The organism is uncultured Treponema sp., assembly GCF_934725225.1.
In the GTDB taxonomy this organism is placed as follows: Bacteria; Spirochaetota; Spirochaetia; order Treponematales; family Treponemataceae; genus Treponema_D.
Genome location: NZ_CAKVAM010000001.1, coordinates 449554 through 474829, shown reverse-complemented (window position 1 = coordinate 474829; position 25276 = coordinate 449554). Strand labels below are relative to the sequence as shown.

22 protein-coding genes are annotated in these 25276 nt (G+C 40.6%); 6 read left to right on the top strand and 16 right to left on the bottom strand.

Features of this window, described 5'->3' with window-relative positions; genetic code table 11:
* Positions 1-13: 13 nt before the first annotated feature.
* Complete coding sequence (locus tag Q0H92_RS02285; RefSeq protein ID WP_296011348.1) at positions 14-1501, top strand: glutamate synthase subunit beta; 1488 nt, start codon at positions 14-16, stop codon at positions 1499-1501.
* A 317-nt stretch (positions 1502-1818) separates the two neighbouring features.
* Here the strand turns inward: Q0H92_RS02285 and Q0H92_RS02280 are convergent, their stop codons facing one another.
* From Q0H92_RS02280 to Q0H92_RS02225, 12 genes are all read right to left on the bottom strand, one after another.
* Positions 1819-3156, bottom strand: coding sequence for a sodium-dependent transporter (locus Q0H92_RS02280; protein WP_296011345.1), 1338 nt, complete (start codon positions 3154-3156; stop codon positions 1819-1821).
* A 66-nt stretch (positions 3157-3222) separates the two neighbouring features.
* Positions 3223-4251, bottom strand: a complete 1029-nt coding sequence (locus Q0H92_RS02275; protein ID WP_296011342.1) for an FAD:protein FMN transferase — start codon at positions 4249-4251, stop codon at positions 3223-3225.
* A complete protein-coding gene (locus Q0H92_RS02270; RefSeq protein WP_296011339.1) occupies positions 4248-6458 on the bottom strand; it encodes an ATP-dependent helicase in 2211 nt (736 codons plus the stop codon). Before Q0H92_RS02270 ends, Q0H92_RS02275 begins: the two co-directional genes overlap by 4 nt.
* Entirely contained in the window at positions 6455-7909 is a 1455-nt protein-coding gene (gene rimO / locus Q0H92_RS02265; protein ID WP_296011336.1) for a 30S ribosomal protein S12 methylthiotransferase RimO, read from the bottom strand. Before rimO ends, Q0H92_RS02270 begins: the two co-directional genes overlap by 4 nt.
* A complete protein-coding gene (locus Q0H92_RS02260; RefSeq protein WP_296011333.1) occupies positions 7902-9017 on the bottom strand; it encodes a helix-turn-helix domain-containing protein in 1116 nt (371 codons plus the stop codon). The genes rimO and Q0H92_RS02260 overlap by 8 nt, the downstream gene beginning before the upstream one ends.
* A gap of 3 nt (positions 9018-9020) precedes the next feature.
* Complete coding sequence (locus Q0H92_RS02255; RefSeq protein WP_296011330.1) at positions 9021-9686, bottom strand: outer membrane lipoprotein carrier protein LolA; 666 nt, start codon at positions 9684-9686, stop codon at positions 9021-9023.
* 114 nt (positions 9687-9800) lie between these two features.
* Positions 9801-10928 (bottom strand): Gfo/Idh/MocA family oxidoreductase, encoded by a 1128-nt coding sequence (locus tag Q0H92_RS02250; RefSeq protein ID WP_296011327.1) that lies wholly within the window; start codon positions 10926-10928, stop codon positions 9801-9803.
* Positions 10929-10937: 9 nt separating this feature from the next.
* Positions 10938-12359 carry a lyase family protein gene (locus tag Q0H92_RS02245; protein WP_296011325.1) on the bottom strand — a complete coding sequence of 474 codons (1422 nt, stop codon included), beginning with the start codon at positions 12357-12359 and terminating at the stop codon, positions 10938-10940.
* Between the two features lie 65 nt (positions 12360-12424).
* Positions 12425-12880 (bottom strand): hypothetical protein, encoded by a 456-nt coding sequence (locus tag Q0H92_RS02240; protein ID WP_296011323.1) that lies wholly within the window; start codon positions 12878-12880, stop codon positions 12425-12427.
* Positions 12877-13851 carry a formylglycine-generating enzyme family protein gene (locus tag Q0H92_RS02235; RefSeq protein ID WP_296011320.1) on the bottom strand — a complete coding sequence of 325 codons (975 nt, stop codon included), beginning with the start codon at positions 13849-13851 and terminating at the stop codon, positions 12877-12879. The genes Q0H92_RS02240 and Q0H92_RS02235 overlap by 4 nt, the downstream gene beginning before the upstream one ends.
* The gene (locus Q0H92_RS02230) at positions 13848-14903 is read right to left on the bottom strand and encodes a magnesium transporter CorA family protein (protein WP_296011318.1); all 1056 of its coding nucleotides are present in this window, start codon (positions 14901-14903) and stop codon (positions 13848-13850) included. Before Q0H92_RS02230 ends, Q0H92_RS02235 begins: the two co-directional genes overlap by 4 nt.
* A 114-nt stretch (positions 14904-15017) precedes the next feature.
* The gene (locus Q0H92_RS02225; RefSeq protein WP_296011315.1) at positions 15018-16952 is read right to left on the bottom strand and encodes a hypothetical protein; all 1935 of its coding nucleotides are present in this window, start codon (positions 16950-16952) and stop codon (positions 15018-15020) included.
* A 201-nt stretch (positions 16953-17153) separates the two neighbouring features.
* Between Q0H92_RS02225 and Q0H92_RS02220 the strand changes: the two genes are divergently transcribed.
* Positions 17154-17612, top strand: a complete 459-nt coding sequence (locus Q0H92_RS02220; RefSeq protein WP_296011310.1) for a single-stranded DNA-binding protein — start codon at positions 17154-17156, stop codon at positions 17610-17612.
* Positions 17613-17737: 125 nt separating this feature from the next.
* Here Q0H92_RS02220 and Q0H92_RS02215 read toward each other — a convergent pair whose 3' ends face one another.
* Complete coding sequence (locus Q0H92_RS02215) at positions 17738-19957, bottom strand: peptidase U32 family protein (RefSeq protein WP_296011306.1); 2220 nt, start codon at positions 19955-19957, stop codon at positions 17738-17740.
* 85 nt (positions 19958-20042) lie between these two features.
* On the opposite strand from Q0H92_RS02215, the gene Q0H92_RS02210 reads away from it, so the two are divergent.
* Together Q0H92_RS02210 and Q0H92_RS02205 are read left to right on the top strand one after the other, a co-directional pair.
* Entirely contained in the window at positions 20043-21575 is a 1533-nt protein-coding gene (locus tag Q0H92_RS02210) for a DUF5312 family protein (protein ID WP_296011303.1), read from the top strand.
* A 16-nt stretch (positions 21576-21591) separates the two neighbouring features.
* Entirely contained in the window at positions 21592-21984 is a 393-nt protein-coding gene (locus Q0H92_RS02205; protein WP_277300042.1) for an acyl-CoA thioesterase, read from the top strand.
* 2 nt (positions 21985-21986) lie between these two features.
* On the opposite strand, the gene Q0H92_RS02200 is transcribed toward Q0H92_RS02205, so the two are convergent.
* Positions 21987-22196, bottom strand: a complete 210-nt coding sequence (locus tag Q0H92_RS02200) for a hypothetical protein (RefSeq protein ID WP_296011300.1) — start codon at positions 22194-22196, stop codon at positions 21987-21989.
* 229 nt (positions 22197-22425) lie between these two features.
* Here Q0H92_RS02200 and hflX point away from each other — a divergent pair, with 229 nt between their 5' ends.
* Positions 22426-23715, top strand: a complete 1290-nt coding sequence (gene hflX, locus Q0H92_RS02195) for a GTPase HflX (protein WP_296011296.1) — start codon at positions 22426-22428, stop codon at positions 23713-23715.
* Entirely contained in the window at positions 23712-24209 is a 498-nt protein-coding gene (locus tag Q0H92_RS02190; protein WP_296011293.1) for a flagellar basal body-associated FliL family protein, read from the top strand. The genes hflX and Q0H92_RS02190 overlap by 4 nt, the downstream gene beginning before the upstream one ends.
* Positions 24210-24250: 41 nt before the next feature.
* Here the strand turns inward: Q0H92_RS02190 and rnhA are convergent, their stop codons facing one another.
* Both rnhA and Q0H92_RS02180 read right to left on the bottom strand, forming a co-directional pair.
* Entirely contained in the window at positions 24251-24709 is a 459-nt protein-coding gene (rnhA, locus tag Q0H92_RS02185; RefSeq protein ID WP_296011291.1) for a ribonuclease HI, read from the bottom strand.
* 21 nt (positions 24710-24730) lie between these two features.
* Complete coding sequence (locus Q0H92_RS02180) at positions 24731-25237, bottom strand: DnaJ domain-containing protein (RefSeq protein ID WP_296011288.1); 507 nt, start codon at positions 25235-25237, stop codon at positions 24731-24733.
* Positions 25238-25276: the final 39 nt, after the last annotated feature.

The following is a 25276-nucleotide window of genomic DNA, read 5'->3' as shown; positions in this document are numbered from 1 at the left end:
TCAGGGGTACACTATGGGTAAAAACGACGGATTTATGATATACAAGCGCGTTGAGGATTCCTGGATTGAACCTTCTTCACGCATAAAGAATTTCAAGGAATTCCACAATCATCTTAACGACAAGGAACGGCGGGAACAGGCGGCAAGATGCATGAACTGCGGAGTTCCAATGTGCCAAAGCGCAATCAAACTTGCAGGAATGGTGACGGGATGTCCGCTCCACAATTTTATTCCTGAATGGAACGATGCGCTTTACAAAGGACAGTACGACATGGCGGCTTGGAGGCTTCTAAAAACTTCAAGCTTCCCGGAATTCACAGGAAGAGTCTGCCCCGCATTGTGCGAAAAAGCCTGCAACTGCGGAAACGGCGGCGACATAAAAGAAGCTGTAACAATTCACGACAACGAGCTTTACATAATCGAGAAGGCGTTCGAGTCAGGCTACATGAAGCCTCAGATTCCAAAAGTTAGAAGCGACAAAAAAATCGCGGTAATCGGCTCAGGACCTGCAGGACTTGCCGTTGCCGACTTGCTGAACCGCCGCGGACACAATGTAACCGTCTACGAGCGCGATGACAGAATCGGCGGACTTCTGATGTACGGCATTCCGAACATGAAGCTAGACAAAAAAATCGTGGAGCGCAGGGTCAATCTTATGAAAGCGGAAGGAGTTACATTCATAACGAACGCCGATGTCGGGCGCAACGTGGATGCCAAGCAGCTTCTTTCTGAATACGATGCGGTCGCCTTGTGCTGCGGAGCAAAAAAAGCGCGTCCCCTGTCCGCACAGGGAAGCGATGCACATGGAATAATGTTCGCTGTGGACTGGCTCAAGAGCGTTACAAAAAGCCTCTTGGACTCAGACTTTTCAGATAAAAACTTCTTTGACCCAAAAGGAAAGCACGTGGTAATTCTTGGTGGCGGAGACACAGGAAACGACTGCACAGGCTCAAGCATAAGGCTCGGCGCGGCAAGCGTAACTCAGCTTGAAATGATGCCCTGTCCTCCGGCAGAACGTCAGCCAAACAATCCGTGGCCTCAGTGGCCCAAAGTCTTAAAGACAGACTACGGGGCACAGGAATCAATTGAAAAATTCGGGCATGATCCGCGCGTTTACAAAACAACAATCAAGGAAGTTTATCAGAAAGACGGAAAAGTCTGCGGAATAAAAACAGTTCAGGTTGAATTCAAAAACGTAGACGGAAAACGTACTCTCTGCGAAATCGAAGGAAGCGAAAAAGAACTTCCAGCCGACTTGATTTTGATTGCCGCGGGATTTCTTGGCTGCGAAGATTACACCGCAAACGCATTCGGCGCACCGCTTTCCGCAAGAAACACAGTCGCAACTTCCGGCGCAAGCTCATACTTCACGGGAATAGACAAAGTCTTTACAGCAGGCGATATGCACAGAGGCCAGTCGCTTGTTGTCTGGGCAATTGCAGAAGGAAGGGAATGCGCAAGAGAAATCGATGAATACCTGATGGGATATTCAAATCTCTAGCTCAAAAAAATACAGCCGGACTAGCCTAAGCATTTAACTTGCGCCAGCTCCGGCTTTTTTCCCGAAAGTGAAAATTAGAATTGAGTTTCGGGAAAATCCCGATTGTGGTTTTTTGCAAATTTGCGATTCGGGACGCTCCCGATTGCCGCTTTCGTTAAAAAACGTGTTTCGGGATAATCCCGAATATCAGTTTCAGCTAAAAACGGCTTTCGGGACGTTGCCGACTCTCATTTTTCGTTAAAAACAGCGTTCGGGAAAATCCCGAAGTTCCTTAAAATCAAAATTCATTTTCGGGAAACTTCAGAGACTCGCTTTAATTATCTCCACTTGAACGTCGCAAGGCCGATTATGTAGATTGCGATTATGCAAAGCGGAACAAAGTATGCGAAGATTGGCTTCATCCAGTTTTTCACTTTTAGGCCTTCGCCCTCGTTCGCTTCCTGAACGAGCTTTTCCCAGCCTAAGCCGAATCTGCTGCTGCAGCTGAAAACCGCGAAAATAAGTGCGCCTAGCGGAAGAAGGTTGTTGCTCACGATAAAGTCCCAGAAGTCAAGCCAAGCCGAGCCTTCGCCGAACGGGTGAAAATGGAGCACGCTGTAGCCGAGCGCGGTTGTGAGCGCGATTAAGAAAATGCCTGTTCCGCAGATTACGCAGCCTTTCTTTCGCGACCAGCCTGTCATCTCGCGTACGCACGCAAGAATATTCTCACAGACGGCAAGCTCTGTTGAGAACGCCGCAAAGACCATAAACAAAAAGAAAAGGCTTCCCCAGAGTCTTCCTGTTCCCATGTTGTTGAAGACGGTTGTCATCGTGTTGAAAAGGAGTGACGGGCCTGCGTCAACCGCGATTCCGAACGATGCGCACGCCGGAAAGATTATCAGTCCTGCCGTAACCGCAACGAAAGTGTCAAGAATAATGACTTTTACTGATTCTCCCATAAGGCTTCTGTCTTTTCCGATGTAGCTTCCAAAAATCGACATCGCGCCGATTCCAAGCGAAAGAGTGAAGAACGCCTGGTTCATCGCACCAACCACAACCGGAACTGTGAGCTTCTTGAAGTCAGGAACGAGATAGAATGAAAGACCTTTTGCGCCGCCTGGAAGAGAAATGCTCCGCACAGCAAGCACTGTCATCAAGACCAAAAGAAGAACCATCATGTATTTTGTGATCCGTTCAAGTCCGCTCTGGAGATTCCGCGTGAGAATCAAAAAGCAAACCGCAACCGCGATAAAAAGATAGCCAACGTTTAACTTTGGATTTGAAATCATTTTGCCAAAGCTAAGCTCGCCTGACTTTCCTGCCACAAACGAGACAAAATAGTAAATCAGCCAGCCTGTAACGACCGTGTAGAACGCCATCAAAAAAATATTTCCAAGCAGGCAGACATAGCCGTGAATGTGCCATTTTGAGCCTGGCTTTTCAACCTTCTGGTACATTCTGACCGGGCTTGCCTGGGACGCTCTTCCAAGCGCGAATTCCATTGTCAAAGCCGGAAGCCCTAGCACAACAAGAAAAGCAAGGTAAACAAGAACGAACGCGCCGCCTCCGTTCTGACCGACCATCCACGGAAATTTCCAGACGTTTCCGCACCCAATAGCGCAGCCTGCGCTCAGCAGAATAAATCCAAGTCTGCTGCTCAATCTTTCTCTAGCCATTTTTACATTATAACAGAAAACTGAATCGATGTGCACAAAAATTTTTCGCAGTTAAATGCAAGTTATTTAAGGAACAAAAATTATTTTTCTTGTATCGTCCTGAACAAATTCCAAAGAGCCTTTTAAATCCTCGGAAGCAAAAACTGAACCATACTTGCAAATAAAAAAAAATGAAATGTCCGTGCCGAATTCTTTTTTGAATTTTTCAAGAAGCTTAAAAGATTTTTCCACGCCAAGAACAAAAGTCGCAGTCGAAAGCGCATCCGCCGCAATGCTCGATGGAGAAATTACAGTCGCAGAAACAATTCCAGAATCCGCAGGAAATCCAGTCGCAGGATCAAAAATGTGATGGTATCTTTTTCCGCTGACTTCAAAATAACGCTCGTAGCTTCCGCTTGTAACAACTGAATTTTCATTTATGCAAAGACGCAGAAGAGGAGCGGCTGAAGGAGAATCAGGATTTTTTATTCCAACAGTCCATTTGCTGCCATCGGATTTTTTTCCATAAACGTAAATGTTTCCACCTAAATCCACAACAGCTTTTTTAACGCCGTGCATTTTTAAAATCTTGCAGACTTCATCCGCGGCAAAACCTTTTACAATTCCGCCAAGATTTATTTTCATTCCGACTTTCCGCAAAAAAACTGAATCTCTGGAAAGTCCCACACAGCCAAAATCAACAAGTTCAAGAGCGTTATTTATTTCAGCTTGCGAAGGAATTTTTTGATGGTCTGTATTTATGCCCCACAAGTCAACGAGCGGACCTGCAGCCGGAGTAAACGCGCCGTCAGAAATCCAGGCAGTTTTCAAAGCAAAGTCCAGAACATTCAAAACTTCTTCGTTTGTCATTACTGCGGAAATTCCTGCCATTGAATTTATCCGCGAAATTTCTGAATCTGGCAAAGTCGCGCTGAATTCATTTTCAATCTGCGCAAGACGTTCAAAAATTTCATCGTAAAGTTTTTTTGTTCCATCTTCAAAAGCATTGACCGTGCAAAGCGTGTCCATTGCAGTTTGCGTTCTTGGCTCAATTTTTCCAGAGCATGAAGCAAATAAAAAAACAAAAGTAAGACAGAGATACAAAATAAATTTCATAAGTCGTCTTCAACAAGTAAAGAATTTTTTTGATACTTCGGAAAAAATTTTTTAATTCCTCCAGTTTCAAAACTTACAGTAACAACGTACTCGCCTTCATCGCTGTAGCTGGTTCTTATAATTTGTCCGTGTCCGTAATCATCATGGAAAACGCAAGCCCCCATGCAGTATTTCTTTTCAAGCGGACTTTTTTCTGTGCGGCTGGCGGAAAATGAATCTGGCTTTTGTCCAAGTATGCGGATTTCATTTCCAAGCTCGGCAAGAAACGGACTTGGAATCATAAAGTTTGTTCTTCCAAAAAGCCGGCGGACTCCGCATGAAGTAAAATAAAGCTCATCTTTTGCCCGCGTAATTCCAACGTAAAAAAGACGGCGTTCCTCTTCAAGTTCTGATTCTGTTTTTCCTTCGCGCGGAAAAATTCCAGATTCCATTCCAGTTATTATCACGCGCTTAAACTCAAGTCCCTTTGTGTTGTGAAGCGTAATCAAAGTAACTTTGTCTTTTTGATTTTCTTCTTCGGATTCAGTTTTTAAAGTGCGGTCAAGATTTATGTGATCCAGAAAATCCAAAAGTCCCTGTTTTGTGCAAGGATACAAAACCGCGCTGTTTACAAGCTCCTGAAGATTTTCAATTTTCTGCGTGCCGATTTCTTCATCTTGGTCTTTGTGAAATTCTTCAAGCCCGCTTTCTTTTACAACTTTTTCAACAAACTCTGAAAGTTTTTTTTCATCCGCGGAAATAATATTATTTTCGTTTATCGCCTGACCTGCAAGCAACGCTGCTTCTGAAGTTACAGGAACATCCGGCAATTCAGCGGAAAATTTTTCAACAAGCGATTTAAAAAAATCAAATCCTTCTTTTGCTTTTTTTGAAAGCTTTAAAGATTCCGCGCCATTCAAAATTGAATTTCCGTCGGAAGCTTCGATTATTTTATCCTGCGTCGTATTTCCGATTCCGCGTACAGGTTTGTTTACAATCCGCCTAAAAGAAATTTCGTCCCGCTGATTCACAATAAACGAAAGCCATGAAATAATGTCTTTTATTTCTTCACGCTCATAAAATTTCAAAGAGCCAACAACTTCATAAGGAATTTTTTTATGCAGGAATTCCGTTTCAAAACCCAGCGACTGCGCATTTGTTCTGTAAAGAATCGCCCAATCGCTGTAAGGAATTCCGTGCTCGTAAGCCTGCTCAATAAGGCTGTAGCAAAATTCAGTTTCGTCATCTTGCGACGGAAGAAAAACCAAAGCCGGCTTTTTTCCTTTTCCGCGCGCAGACACAAGTTCTTTTCCAAGGCGGCCGGAATTGTTTTTTACAACATTTCCAGCGCAATTTAAAATTTCAGAAGTCGAGCGGTAATTTGTTTCAAGGCGGATAATTTTTGTTCCCGGAAATTCATCTTTAAAATTCAATATGTTTTGAATTTCAGCACCGCGGAATTTATAAATGCTCTGATCGTCATCGCCAACAACACAAACATAAGTTCCAGAATTTTCATTGACGCCGGAAAGTTCCTGCAAAAGCTTAAACTGCGCAACGTTCGAATCCTGATATTCATCAACCAAAATAACTTTGTAGCGCGCATGAAAACTTTTTCTAATCAAATCATTTTCTTTTAAAATCAAATACGGAAGCAAAATCAAATCGCCGAAATCTAAGCATTTATTTTTTTTAAGTCGGTTCTGATATTTTTCATAAACTTCAGAAAAAATCGGCTCGTCGCAAATCCGGCTCAATTCCAAGTCTCCGGGAAGAAGGCAATAGTCTTTTGCCAGCGCAATTTTTTTTGCATAATGCGATGCATCTTTTTTTGTAAGCGAAGGAACTGCTTTTGAAATCAGTTTTTCCATGTTATCTTCGTCATAAATTATAAAAGCATTGTTAACTTCTAATCCAAAGTCCTTTGCATAAAGACGAAGAAACCAAGTTCCAAACGAATGAAATGTTCTTATCTGGGATTTTTGCGCGCGCGGCTCAAGATTTATGGCACGCTCTTTCATTTCTTCTGCGGCTTTTTTTGTAAATGTAACAGCAAGAATCGAAGCCGGATTTATTCCAAGCTCCGAAATCATATACGCAATTTTTGTTGTGATTACCCGGGTTTTTCCAGAGCCTGCTCCAGCCAAAATTAAAAGCGGACTTCCTTCATGCTCAACTGCTTCCCGCTGCTCTTTATTTAAAACTGAAAGATAATCTTCCGCGTTCATTCAAGAAATTCTCCGTCAACATCAACGTCGGATGCGGCAAGAGCCTTTGCTTTTACAACAGCTCCCGGAATTATTTTTTTCACGGCGTTTTCATTGTCGAGGTCATAGCGCACAACAAAAGCTCCGTCAACTTCCGGCGCATCAAACCAAGCACGCCCGATTGCAAGACCTTCATCAGTGCCGTCTTTGTTTTCAATTATTTCTTCAATGAGAACATCGTAAATTTTTCCGCAGCGCATTTTTAAATTTTCGGAAGTTATTTCATGCTGAATTTCTTCCAGCCGTAAAGCTCTTGATTTTGCTTTTTTTGCAGAAACCTGAGACTTCATTTTATCGGCGGCTGTATCTTCTTCCCTGCTGTAAGGAAAACATCCAGACCAGTCGCTTTTTATTGACTTTAAGAATTCTTCTGTACGCAAAGCATTTTCGTCTGTCTCACCGGGAAAACCTGTAAGAAAAGTTGTGCGTATGCAGCTTTCAGGAAAATAAGAGCGGATTGTTTTTATGAGCGAAGTATAATTTTCAAAGCTGCCCTTGCGGTTCATGGCGCGGATTATTTTGTCATCGCCAGATTGAAACGGAATATCAAAATAAGGAAGAAATCTTGAATCGTTTTTCATAACTTCAAGAATGTCTTTGTTAAAATGATCAGGATGAATATACAAAAGCCGAATCCAAAATTTTCCTTCAAGCGCGGAAACTTTTTTTATCAAACTGCACAAAGGAGACTCGCCGTTTTTCTCATAAAAATTTTCTTCCGCGCAAACAGGATTTTTTAAATTTTTATAAATTATTTCATGCCAGTTTTTTCCAGAAGAAAATTCTTTGTCTTCTTCGCCGCAACCATAAGCCGCCAAATCCTGACCAATCAAATTGATTTCAAAAATTCCGCGGGACAAAAGAGATTTTATTTCCGCGACAATTTCATCTGAATTTCTTGAACGAAGTTTTCCGCGTATAACAGGAATTGCGCAGAACGAGCATCTGTTGTCGCAGCCTTCTGTGATTTTTACAAACGCGCTTCCTTTAAAAGACAAAAGTGAATTCCGTTCGCCGCAGCAAACTCCTTTTTGTTCAGCTTTTAAAACCGGACGTTTTTCTTCAAACAAATCTTTTACAGCGGAATCAATCAGCTCTAAATTTCCGTTTCCAACAATTCCGTCCGCTTCAGGCAAATCTTTTTTAAAGACATCCGCATAACGCTCGGCAAGACAGCCTGCCAAAAGAATTTTTGCATTCGGAAAAGCAGAACGCGCTTCCATAAGGGAATCCAGACTTTCCCTTTTTGCGCTTTCAATAAATCCGCAGGAATTTACAATAATAAGGTCAGCTTTTTCAGGCTCAAAAACTTGCTCAAATCCAAGGCTCGAAAGCCGGTTCATTATAAGCTCGCCGTCAACCTGATTTTTTGCGCAGCCATGCTGGTCAAGAAAAAATTTTTTACTAGTCAAGTTCAAGCACCACTAAACGATATTTTCCGTCACTGTCGCGAACCCATTTTATGTCTTCCGCCTGAACTTCACCTGCGCGTCCAACTTCAAGATCATAAGAAGAAAGTCCTGCGATAACATGAATTTTCAAAGCGTTGATGTTGCTCATCCAAAGACGAGTTCCGTTGTTTGAAGTAATTGTAACAAGCTCGCCGCTTTTGTAATAGCCTTCAACATAATCCTGACGGTCGCTTTTATATCTGAAAAGACAAGAACCGCGGAATGTAACATTTATTGTAAACGGATAAGCGCGCGTGTCTTCGTGGATTACCGTTCTGTTAGCATTGTTTTTTACAGCCGAAGCCGCAGGAATTTCTGAAAGTTCTGTTCCGGACTTTCCATCTGAAAGTGCAACAAAAGAATTTTCAATAGATTTTTCAAGAATTCTCACTTCCGCGCCGTTCGCTTCATTGTCATTTGAAACATCGCTCAAATAAATAATCAAATCCGCAAATCCGTCTCCGTCAATATCTATATCACGTTCCTCGCTAAGCTCTACAATTTGATTTCCAGAAGGCGTAAGAATTGAAAGATTTCCTAAAGTTCCACCAACTGTCAAAACAATATTTCCCTTGCCTTGCTTTGCAGGAACAAGAATTTGGTCGCCTTTGTAAAGACGTTTTGTTTCGGGCTTGCCGGTAAATTGATACTGATGGATTTTTTCTTTTTCAACTTGCTCTCTTGCCTTGAGTTCTTTTTTCTGCGGAATTTTCAACACGCTGAAATAAATATAAATTCCAACCGCCGCCAAAACCAAAATGACCGACGCGACAATCACTGGAACAAGAAAAACAGGCTTCTGTTTTTTTAGAAGCTCAACTGGAACTGGAGATTCCTGAATTTTTTTTGCATGATAAAGCCGCAAAATTTCATCTTTGTCCAGCCCAAGAAATTCACAATAATTTGAAAGAAATCCTATAAAATAAGATTCCCCCGGAAAATCTTCAACACGCTCATTTTCAAGTGAATCTATATAATTTTTTGTAATCGCAGTTGCACGCTCAATCGCTTCCATGGAAACTTTTTTTTCTTCACGGGCATTGCGTAAAATTTCTCCGTAGCTTTCCATTTATTACTCCGAAAGAAGAAAGTTGTTGTAGTTGTTTGCAGATGACGGCGGATCATAAATAAAACGCTGATCGCTTATATTCACATTCAAGTTGTAATTATGAAAATCAAAAATGTAATCCACATCCTGAGCTGAAACCGCAGCAACACGGCGGATTAATTTTGTCGAAGGCTCTACTGAAAGTTTTATTGTGCGGAATGCTTCTGCCGCGGATCTTCTTGAAAGCAAAAGATTCACAACCATTTCGTCGCCGTTTTCATCCAAAGGAACTGCGCTTTGTCCAGATTCGTAGGCAACTGTGTAATAACGGCGCAAAAGAGAAAGTCCCTGAGATGTAGCCGCGTTTGGTCCGGAAGCAGTAACGTTCTGCTCAAGAATTGCAGAAGTCGGGCTTGGCAAATAAATTGTAAGGTCGTCGCCATTAAACAAAACAACTTGTTCCGCCGGATCTGAAAAATCTATTCGAAGCATTTCCGGACGCTTAAAACTGATTTTTCCTTTCATTTCACTTTTGCCGATTGTTATATCGATGTCGGCTTCATAGTCTTTTATTTCAGCATAACGGTCGCTGACAGATTTAAAGAAATCGCTCGCCGTTGTAATTTCCTGTGAAAAAACCGCCGTGCAGAAAGCGCACACAAAAACTGCGGCACACAAAAACTTTTTCATTTAAAGTACTCCAAACTGATATATTGTAGAAAAATAATCTTTTATCGTCAACAGGCATATTTAGCAACGAAAAATGACAAAAGTGATTTTTATTCAGAAAAAAGTTTTAAAAATTTATTTGATGATTTCTTTTATTTCTTCAAGAACTGAAAGCGCGTTTATTCCAGTCTGAAGAGTTGAGCGCAAGTTTGCTTTTCCGTCCAAAAAGTCAACCGCGTTTTGAATCATATTTGAAAAGTAAAAAGTTTTTTTTGGCAGGCTTTCGGAACGGTCATTTAAAAGTGAATAGAATCCGCTGTAAAGAGAAGATTTTTCCCGGTGATACAATTTTAAGTATCCGTTTCCAATGCAGATTCTGCCTTCAGTTCCCGTAATGGAAATTTCAAATCCAAAGAAACGTGAGCGGCCGCTGATTCCAATTGTAACATCGGGGCATTTTGGAGTTGAATAATGCGCGCTAAACTGCCGGACATTTTTTTCTTCATCACGGAAAACACCGGTTACAATAGGAAATCTAAGAAGCGAATTTACAGTTTTGATTTTTTTTCCAGAATTGTTTAATCCTGAAGCACGGCTAAGAAGTCCGCCTTTTTTTTCAGAAGGATTTTCCAAAGATATTTTTTTCAGCGTTGAAGGCAAATCGTCCTCAAGGAAAAACAGAACTGCGTCAACCAAATGCGTTCCGTCGTGGATAAGGCTGTAGGCCCCGGTTTTTTCTTCCGCCGGATTATAAACGCAAAGGCTTGAGCAAAGTTCCGCACGAATGCTTTGAATTTCTCCGATTTTTTTCATGTAGCTTTTTGCCAACTTGAAATCTTCCGCAAAACGCCGCTCGTGGTTTACAAGAACCGGCACTTGGAATTTTTCCGCTTCTTGCTGAATTTTTTCCGCTTCCGAAAGATTAAGCGCAACCGGCTTTTCCAAAATCACAAGTTTCGGTTTTGCATGAATCGCTTCAACAGCTTCTTTTAAATGGGCATTTTCATTCACGGCGACTGTAACAATGTCCGGGCGGCATCTTGCATAAAGATTCGCACTGTCAGAATATCCAACGGCTTTTTTATTCGCGTCCTGCCATTTTGAAAGCGCAATAGAATCAGTGTCGCAACCGGCAATCAGATTTATCCGAGGATTATTCAAAAGTGCCATTGTGTGGCTGGCGGGCTGCTCGCGTTTTTTGTCAAGTCCAAGACTGTAACCGATTCTGCCCAAACCAACCAAAGCCGCCGTGTATTTTTGCATAAGCTAAAATCAGTCCATCAGCTTTTCGTATTTCTTTGCAAGCCTGCGGGATTTTTTTGCAGCAAGTCCGCAATAATTCGCCGGATGCTCAAAGAAATTCTCTGGATTTTCCACGCCGAGTTTTTCAAGCTGGGCAGTTATTTTTTCAAACGCTTCTTTGTGAGTTTTTAGAACTTCAAAGAATGTTTTTCCGGATTTTTCAGCTTCCAAAGTAATTTTGCGGATAACTTCGTGGCCGTCATTGATTCCGGCTTCGCCAAGCAAAATGTAAGCAGGCTCAGCAAGAACTCCGCCTTTTACTTTTCCGCCGGCATTTTCAAGATTGCGCGCCATTGTTTCTTTGTCAGCCTGAAGCCCCGAAACAACGCTGTTCATTCTTGCGACTGCCATTGTAAATCCTGCAACGTAATCTGCCATAAATCTCTGGCTTGCGGAATTTGTAAGGTCGCGCTGATGCTCTGAAATCTGATCCATGTAAAATGTAATCACGCGCGGACACATCGCCTTCCAAAGCGACTTTACATGCTCGCTGTTCCAAGGATTTCTTTTCTGCGGCATTGTGCTTGAGCCGACTTGTGTAGAAGCAAAGTATTCAAAAACCTCTCCGATTTCTGAACGCTGAAGATTGCGAAGGTCGTCTGCAAGATTCGCAATAATTCCGAACGCAACATTCATTTCCAAAAGAAGGCGCAAAAGATATTCCGGCTCAACAAGCTGATTTGAATATTCGCTTGCAGAAAGTCCAAGAAATTCAACATAGACACGCTCAAGTTCTTCCGGGTCTTTTACAATCATCGAAGGTCCGTTGTAAGATCCGACTGGTCCTGCAAGTTTTCCAACAAGCTGATTTGAAAGTTCCTCTATGCGCAAAATCGATTTTCCCAAGCGGCTTACAAATTCTGCAATGCTCCAGCCAAAAGTAATAGGAACGGCGTGCTGTCCGTGAGTGCGTCCAACCTGCGGAACTTCTGCGTCGCGGTCTGCAATAGCGCAAAGATGTTTTTCAAGTTTTTTAAGTTCAGGAAGAACAACATTTTTTGTAACATCTCTCATTCTACATGAAAGAGCTGTGTCAAGAATATCAACGCTGGTCGCTCCAAGGTGAACCAAAGGCCCGATTTCCGCGGAAACTTTTGTTTTCATAACGTTTACAAGCGCGCGGATATTGTGCTTTGTTTTTTCCTCTTCCGCATAAACTTCGGCAGGATCAATTTCTGAAGCCACTTTATCAAGATTCTGCGCAATTTCATCTGTGAGTTTTCCGCGCAATTTCAAATGGCTTTTTACAAGGGCTGCCTCGCATTTTGCGCATGAACGGATTGAAGCTTCTTCTGAAATATACTTAGAAAGACCGTTAAAAACTTCGGCCTCTGACAATGAATATCTGTGGTCGATACAAGAAATGTTTTCAAAAATGTTACGTGTTTCCATGAAAAAATATTGTAGTTCATCTTGCAATAATTTTCAATTGCGGAATCCACGCTGATTTTTTCGGATTAATTTTCCGTGAACTTAAACAATTTTCTTTTTTCTTCTCCAGCAAGATTTGAATATGCGCATCGATTTTTAAAATCCACAAGGACAACCTGAGTTTCCGCATAGCTCCAAAACTGACCTTTCTTTGCCCTGCTGAAATTGAACGCCCGGATTTTTTTTACAAGTTCAAATGAAACGTCCTGCATCACAAACACGCGCAAAACAACAGAACGCCTGTTCCTTGAAAAACCATCCGCGCCAGAAAGAGTTATTTCAGGCAATCTTTGAAGCTCAGACAAAACAAAATTTTCATCATTGCAAAACGAAACTAAGCACGCTTCTTTTTGCTCAAAGCCGTCATCGTTTTTTGAAAACGTTCCTGCAATATCGTATTCTTCGCCAAGGTAAAACGAATCGATTTTATAAGTCTGCGAAAGTGAAGAAATCAAAAGCTCTTTGTAATTTTGAAAATTCATTTTACGCTGGCTGCAATTCTGAATCCAAAAAAATTGTAGGCTTCATTCGGGTCGTAAGAATAGCGGTCTCCTGCCGAAACAAAAAGCGTGTATTCATTCCAGCTTCCGCCGCGCATAACACGTTCCGCGCCATATTTTGGTCCTGAATATCTTTTGGATAAATCGCCGGCTTCATAAGGAACTTCCCAGTCCCAGCAAAATTCAATTACGTTTCCGCTCATATCAAAAATTCCGGCTCCGTTTGGATTTCCACTTGAAGGACTTGGAGGCGCGCTTGTAGAAAATGGAGTTCCGGCTGTTCCAACTCTTTTTGTTCCATTTGAATTTTCAAAATACCAGGCGACTTCTTCAACTGGAACAGAAGAATCATCTTTTCCGTTTGAGTCAACTTGCCCGCTAGCCAAAGCTCCAGACTGAAGCCCTGACGGAGTTTTTCTTGCCGCATATTCCCATTCGGTTTCGGTCGGAAGCCTGTAGCCGTTGTTTTTCCAGTTGCATTCCGCCAAGTCGCACGAAGCTGTGTCTGTGGCATCTTTTAAAATCTGACCGTCGTAAAAATAGCAGGGAATTTTTCCGTCCATTTCGCTGAAAGCATTGCACCAGACAACGGCATCGTACCAGTTTATATTTGTAACAGGCTCATAGCAGTTCATTTGAGTCGGAGCTTTTCCTCTTGAACCAGAAGAACCTTCCTGTCCCGGATTCGCAAAAATATATCCGTTTTCTTCCGCCCACAACCGAACTTTATACCAAAGATTATAAGTCGTTTCGTAGCGGTTAATCTTGAACGGAAAAATTCTTCTTTTTGCAGTTACCGACTGGGAATTTTCTCCAATCACATATTCAATTTTTTTTCTTGAAGAAGCGAATTGAACAAAATCAATATCATTGAAAGAATCCTCAGAAGATTCCTGCGCAAAAATCTGTGCCGCCGCAAAAAAAATCAATGCAAAAATTTTTGTGAATTTCATTTTCTTTTCTCCGCTATTTTTTCCTGCTTTTTTATGTAGCGTCTTTGCTTTCGTTCAGCGCGCCGAGCTTTAAATGAAACTCTTTTTCTTGCTTCAACAGACGGAGTAAGACGGCGTTTCATAAACATAAAATATCCGAACACAGAAGTAAAAACGCAAAGCCCCGCAATCGCAACAGCACCAACCCATTTTGAATTCGCCCAAGGAAGCGGAACGTTTATTCCAAAATAGCTTGTCACTAAAGTCGGAAGCATAAGCACAAGATTCCAGGCGGTCATTGTTTTCATAACGATATTCAGGTTGTTGGACAAAACTGAAGCAAAGGCATCGTTCATTCCAGCCATAATATTTGTGTAAGTTCCTGCCATGTCCAAAGCCTGTTTGTTATCAATTTCAACGTCGTCAATCCAGTCCTGATCTTCTTCATCCAGCTTGATAATTTTTGTCTTGCGGAGTTTTTCCAAAAGCATTTGGTTGCTTTTTAAAGATGTTGTAAAAAACACGAGCGATTTCTGAATATTTAAAAGCTGAATCAATTCATGGTTCTGAACAGAGCGCAGCATTTCATTTTGAATTGTTGTGGCACGGCGATTAAGTTCCTTCAAGTAGCGCAAAAATGTAAGGTCGGCGCGGGACATAAATCGAATCGTAAAAGCCGGAAAATCGTTGAGCGAAAGTTCCTTGATTCTGTTCGCGGCAAAATCCTTTAGAACCTCGCAGTCAGTCCAGCATATTGTTATAAAAAATTTATCGAATGTAATGATTCCCAATGGAGCCGTAAAATAGCTTACATCGTCTCCCGGAGAAAAAACAGGAAGCTTTATGATTGTAAAAGTATATCCAGTGTCGTCGTTGCGCTCGATTCGGGAAAGTTCGTCCGGGTCAAGAATATCAAGCATATTTTCAGAGTCGATTCCGTAAGTTTCTTCAAGCTCGCGGATGTCGTCTCTTGTAACAGATCTTGCGTCAACCCAAGTGTTCATTTCCGGGACAAGCTCTTCTTTTTCCTTGCTTACAAGTTTTCCGTTTTCCTGCTGCCAATATGTAATCATAGCAAATCCCCGCTAAAAGGCAGCTTCCAAAACTATGCAAGCAAAACAGAAACTGCCGTAATTTTTTCTAATCTACGTTGATAACAACTGCCGCTATCCATAACCGACTCTATTTTAGTTTGAAGGCAAATTTTTTACAATCTTTATGATGTAAAGCTCAACGTATCTTTTTAAAGCCGGATGATTTTTTATTTTCATCATGCTCGGAGTGTCAACCAAAGATTCCGCAAGACGCCGGATTCGCTCCGCATTGAAAGTGTCAGCCTTTAAAGTGCGCAGAACTTTTCTGAAATAATCGCGGATTAAAGAATTTACATCCTCGCCAAGATTTTCGTAATTCTGCTTTCCGATTCTGTCGTTCCATTCGTGCATATAGCCTTTCAGCTCGCGGTCCAAAGTGCTGCTTTCCGGAACAAATTCCTTTTCAATTTCAACAGCAAGTTTTCTTAATTCCCTGCGCCTTGTGTTTTTTGGATCTATGCTATCATCTTCATCGCGACGTTTTAAAATTTCGCTTTCTTTTTCTTTTAGTTCATTTTGAATTTTTAAAGCTGCGGAAGCTTCTTTTCTTACTTTTGGCTTAGGCTTTTTAAACAAAAGTTTCATTATAAAAGAAACAATCGGCATTGCGTACCAGAACGGCAATTTTAACTTTGCATCTGCAAGAAGTTCCTGCCTGCTAAGCATAAGAAGCTCGCTGTAGGAAATAAGGGAATCGTTTCTGAACAAAGTTATATGCCCAGGAGTCTGGTCTTCAAAAGCGACAACCGGCAAAAATGAAGCATCCAAAAGAGCCGAAAGAACTGGTTCAATAGAAGAAACTTCGCGTTCAAGACATCTTTCAAAAGCCGCGTTTTCTTTCATTTCCGGCAAAACTTCATATTCCCTAAGATTGTTGTACCAGCTTTTTATAAGAGCCTCGCGCACCAAAATGCGCACATCGTTTGCAAGCCTGATTATAAGCGGAATGACGCGTTCCTTGAAAATGTAATATCCGTTTCCGTCGTTAACTTTAAAAATCAAAAGCTCCGGCATCTGGTTTCCAATGGATTCCTGAGTTTTCGCCTTTAAATGATTCATCAGCTGCTCTTCTTTGTACTGACCCAAAAGCGGAATTCCAGTTTTATCCTTCATTTTTCTGATGTCATTCAGATTGTAATAATATGGAGGATTTTTCATAAGAATATCCAGCTGTTCAAACGCCGCCTGCGCCTGCAATTTTTCCGCAGCCTTGGATTTATAATAAGAAGTCGCAATTTCAATTATGGCAACCGACTGCAAAATCGTAATGTCTTCCGGCGCAAAATCCTTGAGCTTTGTGTAATCCTGCTTTATAAAATAACAAAGCTGGCTCCAGTAATAAAAGTTGTCGCCTGTGTTCTTTAAAATATCAAGAACCGTTGACGGATTTGCGCAGAACTGATTGAAAAATGTTTTTATAGAAAGTTCTTTTCCGGGATTTGAAATTGAAAGCTTTTTCAAAAAATAATCATGCGACTCTTCCTTGTGCATGAGCTCCTGAAGTTTTTTCAGCGCAAGGTTTATAAGATTTGCAATCGGGAAAGAAGACGGATAAATCAGCGAAGGAACTGTCTTTGAAAAAACAATGCAGTAAAGAGTTCTGTCGTTAAGCTCTTCTTTGTCCAAACGTCCGTAAATAATTTCGTCAGCCTGCTTTTTTGTAACAACATCAATCGGAACAATTTTCGGCATATCGTTTATGCTTGGAAACGGAATCGAAATATTCGCTTCAATCTGATTAAACAAGTCGTTGTATTTTTCAATAAAATATGGAACAACAAAAATATAATCTTTATTTCTTATAGAACTGATTACAACCTGACGGTCAGCCACAAGATTATTTATTTCAGCCTCAAGCGCAACTTTATAATCGCTGGTGCAGTAACTTTCAAGCGCGGAATTTTCTTCAATATGATGCTGGGCATATCTGTGAACGTAGTCTGCGAACTGTCCGTATTCAAGCATGTCTGTTTTTTGCTTGGAACAATTGAATTTTAAAAGTGTCAAAATATTCGAGGTCGTAGCCATGCCGCATATTATATATAGAAAAACAACAAGAGTAAACAAATAACGCAAATGTATCAGGTGTTTTTATTTAGAGGAAATTTCTGAAATTCTGAATTTTATTTTTGAAGACAAGCATTTTTTGTAAAAAATCGGAAATAAATTTAACTGAAATCACGAAAGCAAAAAGCTTCGGAAAATTATTTTATTTTTATGGAGGATTTTATGAATGCCTTGAATCAAATTATTCTGGAAGGAAATGTTGTCCGCCAGCCAGAAAGAAAAAGCTGCAAAAACGGAGCTTCATTCTGCCGGATTCCAATCGCCGTGAACAGAAAGTACAAAGCCAGCGACGGAAACTACGTTGATGAAGTTTCGTACTTTGACGTTGCGACATTCGGACAAACTGCTGAACTTTGCGAAAAATGGTGTCCAAAAGGAAGAGGAATCCGCGTGGTCGGAAGACTCAAGCAGACAACAATGCAAACTGAAGACGGCAAAAAGCGCAGCATCATAGAAATTATCGCCGAGCACGTTGACTTTAAGCCGATTCCAAAAAAAGCTGAAGAAGGAAAAGCTCTTCCCGCGCCTAAAAAATCATCTGGCAAAAAATCAAAAGAAGAATCTCCTGAAGCCGCGCCTGATGAATTTTGCGAGCCTCCAGAAGAAGATTTGGAATTTTAGCATTTAAGCCGAATGCTAGATTTTGCATTTTAATGTCATTATCGGGCTTGACCCCGATAATCTCTTTTACAACAAATTCAAAATTGAGATTCCCCGATACAAGTCGGGGAATGACATTTTTTTAACTATTTCCGCTTTTTATTGTCTTTTGCAGCTTGGGCATTTCTAGCTTGCACCGCCTGATAAGCTTCCATTTTTTCTGGATTGTAAAATCCGTTTTTCCAGTTAAAGCGGGAAGCGCCTTCTATAAATTCATGTTTCTGGATAATCGAAACAAGATTTCTTATATCGCTCTTTAAAATCTTTGTCTTTGAAAAATCAATAAGCTGATGTGTCCAGCCTTTGCTTTTCAAAGTTTCCATTTTGTCCAAAAGACTAAACGGATATTCTGGCATTACAAACGAACCGTCCGGCGTTGAATTCACCTTAAATCCCATACCTTCCTTGTCGCTGAAATAAGTAAAGTCATAATCGCCCGGAAGCTTGAATCTCATTCGGAACAAAACTGGATAAGAGAAAACGCTAAGAAGAACTCGCGAACGTTCCGTAGAATTTTCAAAAACGGCTTCAAGATTTTTTTCAGAATTTTCCGCAGGAGATTGCAAAGCCATAATATTGCTGTTTTCAAGGAAGCTCACAGCCCAGCGGTTAAACGTGTAAAGATAAGGACCGGCAATCAAATTCACCTTGTATTTTTTCAGGATATTTATATGCGCAATGTTGTTTACAATAAAAGTTGAATATCCTTTTTCCACAAGAACTGAAACAACACTTTCAAATTCCTCGGATTTTCCTTCAGCGAAAAACGGATCAAGCGAAATCACAAGCATTTTTTTGCTGTACGGAAGCAACGGTTTTGCAGGAGAATCCTTGTTCAAAATATCATAAGTTGTTTCAGAATTAAGCTCAATTATAAGCCGCACTGGATGAAGCGAAGACACGATATGCGCATCCGCAACAGTTGAAACTTGAATGTAAAGTCCTTCCGGAAACCAGCTAAGCTCATTTTTTGCAAGCGGAGTAAGATCCAAAATCGGCAAACGTTCAGGGCCGGGCTGTTTTCTAAATTTTGAAAGGTCAGACGGAAGAACTCTTTTGTAACGCTTGGACATAGATTTTGTCTGCAAAAGATAAACGCTGTCTCCCTTGGAAAATCCCGAAGGAATATCAATCCACCTTGAGCCTTTTTCATCTTCAGAAAGAACGCGGATTTTGTGGCTTTCGCGGCCTGTGTCATCTTTTTTATGAAGCCGGATGCTGTCTCCCGGATCAGGATTGTAGTCGCCGCCAGAAATTGTCGCCATTTGAATAGAAAATTCCTGTTTCTTTTCCAAAGAAGATGCGTATTGTTCTTTTTCAGAAGCAGAAGCCGGTCTTGTCTGGTTTATTTTTCCAAGAAAAATTCCAGTTCCGCCAGCCTGCTTTGGATTCAAAATTTTTGCGCCGGCAGAATCAACTCCTTCTTCTACAGATTTAAAGCCGTACCAATAATCAGTTTTTGAACGCGCAAAGTCTGTGCTTAAAATTCGTTTTCCTTCCGCAATTGAGCCTTTTTTATCTTCGCGCCAATGATCCATTACATAACGGTAGGCGGCGGTTACAGCTCCAACATATTCTGCGCTTTTCATTCTGCCTTCAATTTTAAAGCTGTCAACTCCGGCTTCCATCAATTCTGGAACATGGGAAATAAGCTCCAAGTCGCAAGGTGAAAAATAATATCCGTTTGCAACAGTTCCGGGAATTTCAGCTGAATAAATTCTGCGGCAAGCTTGAGTGCAGACTCCGCGGTTAGCTGATTTTCCGCCAAGATAGCTTGAAAAAAGGCAAAGCCCTGATTCACTTACACAAAGCGCGCCATGAACAAACATTTCAAGTTCGGCATTTGTCTTTGCTTTTATCGCGCGGATTTCCTCAAGTCCAAGTTCACGCGCAACAACAACACGCTTTACGCCCTGCTTGCACAAAAGATTTGCAGCCGCCGCGCTTTCCACATTCATCTGGGTTGACGCATGAAGCTCCAAGTCCGGGAAAAATTCCTGGCACATTCTGATTACGCCAAAATCCTGAACAATTATTCCGTCCGGCCCGATTTTATTTAAATATGAAAGAAATCTATAAAGACGTTCTGTTTCGTTTTCTTCACAAACAGTATTTACAGTTACATAAATTTTTTTGCCAAGCCGATGCACGCTTTGAACAGCAGCCTCAAACTGATTCCAGGCAAAATTTGAAGACCTAAGTCTTGCATTAAAACTCTTCAAACCCATGTAAACTGCATCCGCGCCTTCGCCTATAGCAGCATCAAGCGCCTCAATATTTCCCGCAGGAGCTAATAATTCTGTCATTTTTTCAGTATACAAGTTTTCTTTAAGTTTGTCATTGCAAGTCAACCGCCTTGAATAAGCTCGTTTATTTAGGTATATTTTCCGCATGGGGAATCGAAATTTTTTTAAGGACTTGCTTAATTCATTCTTTGGAGGAAACAGTCCAGAGGCCGCAAAAAAACGTGCCTTAAAAAACATTGCAAAAAGCCTTTCTAAGACCAAATATCATTTTTACAAGACTTCTTCTAATGAAATAGATCCAAGCTTTGCAAAATTCTTTTACGAAATATATAAAGCAATTTCACCAGCGCAGGCAATGCTTCAGTCTATAAATCCAAAAGCATTTAAACGGATTGTAATTGACAATTCTCTTTCGGACAAACAGCTTGAATCGCTAGGGAACATTTCGGAGCTTGCAATTATAGACGCCGCAAAGAAAAAACCGCTAAAAGAAGTTTTTGAGCAGACAAAACTTTACGTGGACGCATTTTCCGCAGAATTCGACAGCAACAAAATTTCTGCAATCGACGGCGTTTACACAAAACTCATGGGCTTTGTAAATTTCGTGCAGTTCGATTATTTCTTTATGCTCAAAAAATTCGACAGTTCACTTAAAGAGCACAATTTTTCAAATCCGCCAAGATTCATGCCGATAAGCGGAACTTATGTTCTTGAAGACTTGAAAAATTTCATGGATGTCGCCTGGTCGATTCCGTTTGATTCTTCTTGGGACGATGTTTTCAAACTGATAAAAAAAATAAAAGGCGCAGATCCAGTTTCTCCGGGCGTTTGGAAAAAAATCCTTGCAAGAATCCGCTATTTAAAAGAAAACAAAATTATCGAAATGCTCGTTCAGCTTATTTCCGAAGATCCGTCTTACAACGAAGTTTACGCAGCAAAAGATTTGTACATCGTTGACGATTTTATCTCGGAAGTAAAAAAGCAGGCGGAAAACAATTTGACTGCTCTGAAAGAAAAGCAGACAGAAGGAAAAATTGAAGTTTTGCTGAACCAAATTTTTGGAACAACTCAGATAGAAAAACTCAAATTTTATACAGAAGCAGGAAGCGCGCCTTTTGAACGCAAGGAAATCGGAAAATTTGAATATTGCGAGCCACTTGCGTACTTGAAGAAATTTATTCTCGACTATGTAAAAAAAGATGTAAAGGAACTTTCCGACATTCTTCTTGTCCGCGGTGAGTGGGCAAGCCAGCAGCTGGCAACTCCAATGAGCGAGGCTTTCCATCAGCTTGTTGAAAACGCAGACAAAATTATAGCTTTGGACAACAGCCTTGACGACAGCGTTGACCTCGGCTTAAAAATGAAAACTCACCTTCCGCGCACCGAACGCGACAAAGAATCAAGAAACATAATTCATTCAACATTGAATTTTGTAAACACATCCGCCGCAAGAATTATTCTTGGTTCTGTAAATCTTTTCATCACTTATGGAAGAAACCTTAAAATGGTTCTTGAAGACTGCATAAAGCCGCATCCAACCTTAATAAGAAACTGGAAAGACATAGACCATTTTGCAGAAGGAAAACTCAAGCAAATGTGCATCGGCGTATACAAGGAAATTTTTTCATTTGTTTCCCTTATGCAGAATTTCCACATTGAAGTAAACGAAGACGCTTAAAAACCACGGAGCATCTATGACTTACACAACAAATCTTACAGTCCGCTCTTACGAATGCGACAGTTACAGCCATGTAAACAATGCAGTTTATTTAAATTATCTTGAAACAGCACGCATGGATTATCTGCACCAGATTGGATTCAACTACAAGGGAATTGTAGAAGCCGGCTACTATCTTTACGTAACGCACATTGATATTTTCTACAAGAATTCAGCGTTTCTTGATGACAACCTGATAATTGAAACAACTCCTGTAAAACTCGGAGCTGTAAGCGGAACTTTTCATCAGACTATAAAAAAAGAAGACGGACACATTTGCGCAGAAGCTGATGTAACTTGGGCTTCTGTAAAAAACAACGCGCCTGCCCGACTTCCAAAAGAATTTATTGTAGACGGACTTCGCCCGTAAATTTATTTTAAAACAGAATCAACTAAAGCCTTTAAACCCGGATCTTGCTTTACCGATGAAGTTTCAAGATTTTCTTTTATTGTAAAGATTCCGTTCTGCTCAACAATTGCCTTAGTCATATTTTTTGTCCTTAATGATGATTTTGTAATTTTTGAAAGAAGTCCCGAAGCGCAAGGCTTGTTTTGCTTTGACATTTCAAGAGCTTTTTTCATAAGTCCATGCTCCGAGGAAGAAGAGGAAGAATTACAGATTTTTTGTTCTTTTTCAAATTCCGACATTTTCTTTTAGAGTCCTGAACTTATAAATTTTCGACATAAGGATAAAAAAGTTTAGCACATTTATTTTCCGAAAATTCCAAAGAAAAATCAAGCGAAAAGTTAGCATAATGCAAAAATTAAGGCGTACTTTCATTTGTTTATTTTAAAATGTATAATGAATTTTATGATTGAAATTCAGCAAGAGCAAGAACGCAAAGTAAGATGCCTTTTAGTCGGCGCGCCAGATAAAAAAAACGGAAATCCAGAGCCAAAGGAACTTCAAAATTTAGTGCAGACGCTGGACATGGAAACTGCCGGCACAATCGTGCTTACGCGCATAGAACCGACTCCAGCTTACGGAATGGGAACAGGAAAAGCGCAGGAAATTGTGGACAAGGCAAAGGAAGTTTTTGCGGACTGCATAATTTTTGACTGGGAAATAGATCCGTCCAAGCAACGCAACTGGGAAAAACTTGCCAATATGCCGGTTTTTGACAGAAATGAAGTAATAATAAGAATTTTTGATTCACGCGCACAAACAAAAGAAGCAAGCCTTCAAGTTGAACTTGCAAAGCTCCAGTATTCACTTCCAAGGTTAAGCCACACTTACGGAGACATGGCGCGGCAAAGAGGCGGCTCATTCGGAAATAAAGGAAGCGGCGAAACTCAGCTGGAACTTGACCGCCGTCAAATAGAAGACAAAATTGTTCAGATAAAAAAAGAACTTGCGCAAGTCGCAATAAACAGAAACATTCAGCGCAAGCAAAGGGAACGAACCGCAACTGCAACTTGCTCTTTGGTCGGCTACACAAATGCCGGAAAATCAAGTTTGCTAAATGCGCTCACCGGGGCGGATGTTCTTGTAGAAAACAAGCTTTTTGCAACGCTAGATCCAACCACAAGAAAATTCGCGCTTTCGGAAGCCTCGTCTGTTTTAATGACGGACACAGTCGGATTTATTTCAAATCTTCCGCATACTTTAATCGACGCATTCAAATCCACGCTGGAAGAAACTTCGCTTTCTGATTTTCTTTTGATTGTGGTTGACGCTTCTGACCCTGACTGCGAAAAACAATATCAGCAAGTTCAGAAAGTTCTAAAAGAAATTCACGCTGAAAAAATTCCGCAAGCAATTATCCTGAACAAGTTTGATCTTGTAAAAGAAAATTTTATCACGGTTTCCCAGCTGAACAAAGCATTTCCAAACGCAATTCATGCAAGCGCAAAAACAGAACTAGGATTTGAAGAAATAATTTCGGTGCTTACAGAAAATCTTCTTGGCGCAGAACGGAAATTCAAAATTCCAATGGAAAGAGCCGACTTGGTTGAGCTTGCAAGAAAAAACGGAACAATTGAAAAAGAAGAATGGCTTGAAAATTCCATCGAGTTGACTGCAAGAATTCCCGGAACATTCGATGAAAACAAAAACGCAACAACCAGAACACTTTCTTTACTAAAGGAATTTATTGTATGAATCTGAATAAACTGAACAAATTTCTTTTTGCGTTGGCGGCCGCAATTGTTCTTACAATAATAATTGTTACAATCGCTTTTTATATATTCACAAAAGAAAATCCTGCAAGCGCATACAGAAAATCAGATCCAAGTCCGAAGAAAATCACAAACATGAACGCAGGAAAAGAAAAAAGTATGGACGCATTCACGGACATCGGGCAGCTTCGGATTTTCACAAAGCAAATTTCAGAAAAAGACGAGCAAGCCGTAATCGTGATTTCCCCGTGGTTTTCATATCCTGCGGAAGACAAGGCTTTGTTTGAAGAACTTTCATTAAAAGAACGGCAGATAAAATCGATTTTTACAAATTATTTTTCTGCGCTCACTTTCAGCCAAATCCGGGCAAAAGGAGAAAATTTAATAAAAGAAGAACTGCTTCAAAAAATAAACGAAAATCTTGTAATGGGACAAATCCGCGCGGTTTATTTCAACGATTATATCTTTATAGAGTAAAAAACATTCTCTTTACAGCAAACATTTCTTGCAAACAAATTTCAGCTTTGCTTGTCCATTTCCATGTTGCAAAGCTCATCGCAAATTTCGTTGTACTTTACGCCCGCATGACCTTTGACCCATTTCCATTCGATGTCAAGAAGATTGTAAACTGAATCAAGCTGAACCCACAAATCTTTGTTTAGAACAGGTTTCTTTGCGGAAGTTTTCCAGCCGTTTTTTTTCCAGTTTTGAATCCAAGAAGTTATTCCGTTTTTTACATACTGGCTGTCTGAATAAACTGAAATATGCTGATTTTTCCAAAGCGCATTTTCAGCAATTGAATTCAGCGCGCTTATTGCCGCCATAAGTTCCATGCGATTGTTTGTTGTAAGTTTTTCTCCGCCGGAAAATTTGTATTCTTTTTCGCCGTCAATTATAACGCAGCCCCAGCCTCCGCAGCCAGGATTTCCGCGGCAGCCGCCATCAGTGTAAACAACAATTCCTGAATTATTTTCCATTAAAATCTCCCTTTCAGTTTTTTATTCCGCAAGAATCCATTTTAAATTTCCTGCCGCTGATTTTATTCCGTTGACAAGTCCGATAAAAAATAAAATGCCGAGCAAAAAACTCCATCTGCCGACTGTGGTAAATCCCAAGAAGCAGAACAAAATCTGAATTATGCTTAAGAAAAGTCCTATTAAAGAAAAGCCTTTTTTGCTCTCTGAATTTTTTGAAGAATAAGTGTAAGTGTACTGATAATTTCTGTTGTTGAAAAAATCCGCAAAAGGGTCGCCTTGATAAAATCCGCCATTCTGCTGAAAATTTTCAGAAAAGCCGTTCATGTTGTACTGGTCGTACTGGCGGCGTTTTATTTCATCGCCTAAAACTGAATAAGCTTCGTTTATTTTTTTGAAATTTTCTTCCGCGGATTTATCGCCCGGATTTCTGTCTGGATGAAATTTAAATGCTAAATTTCTATAGGCTTTTTTGATTTCTTCCGCAGAGGCATTTTTTTCAACATTCAAAATTTTATACAAATCTTCCATATCAGCAAACAACTCTTAAAACTAAACTTACTAAAATCC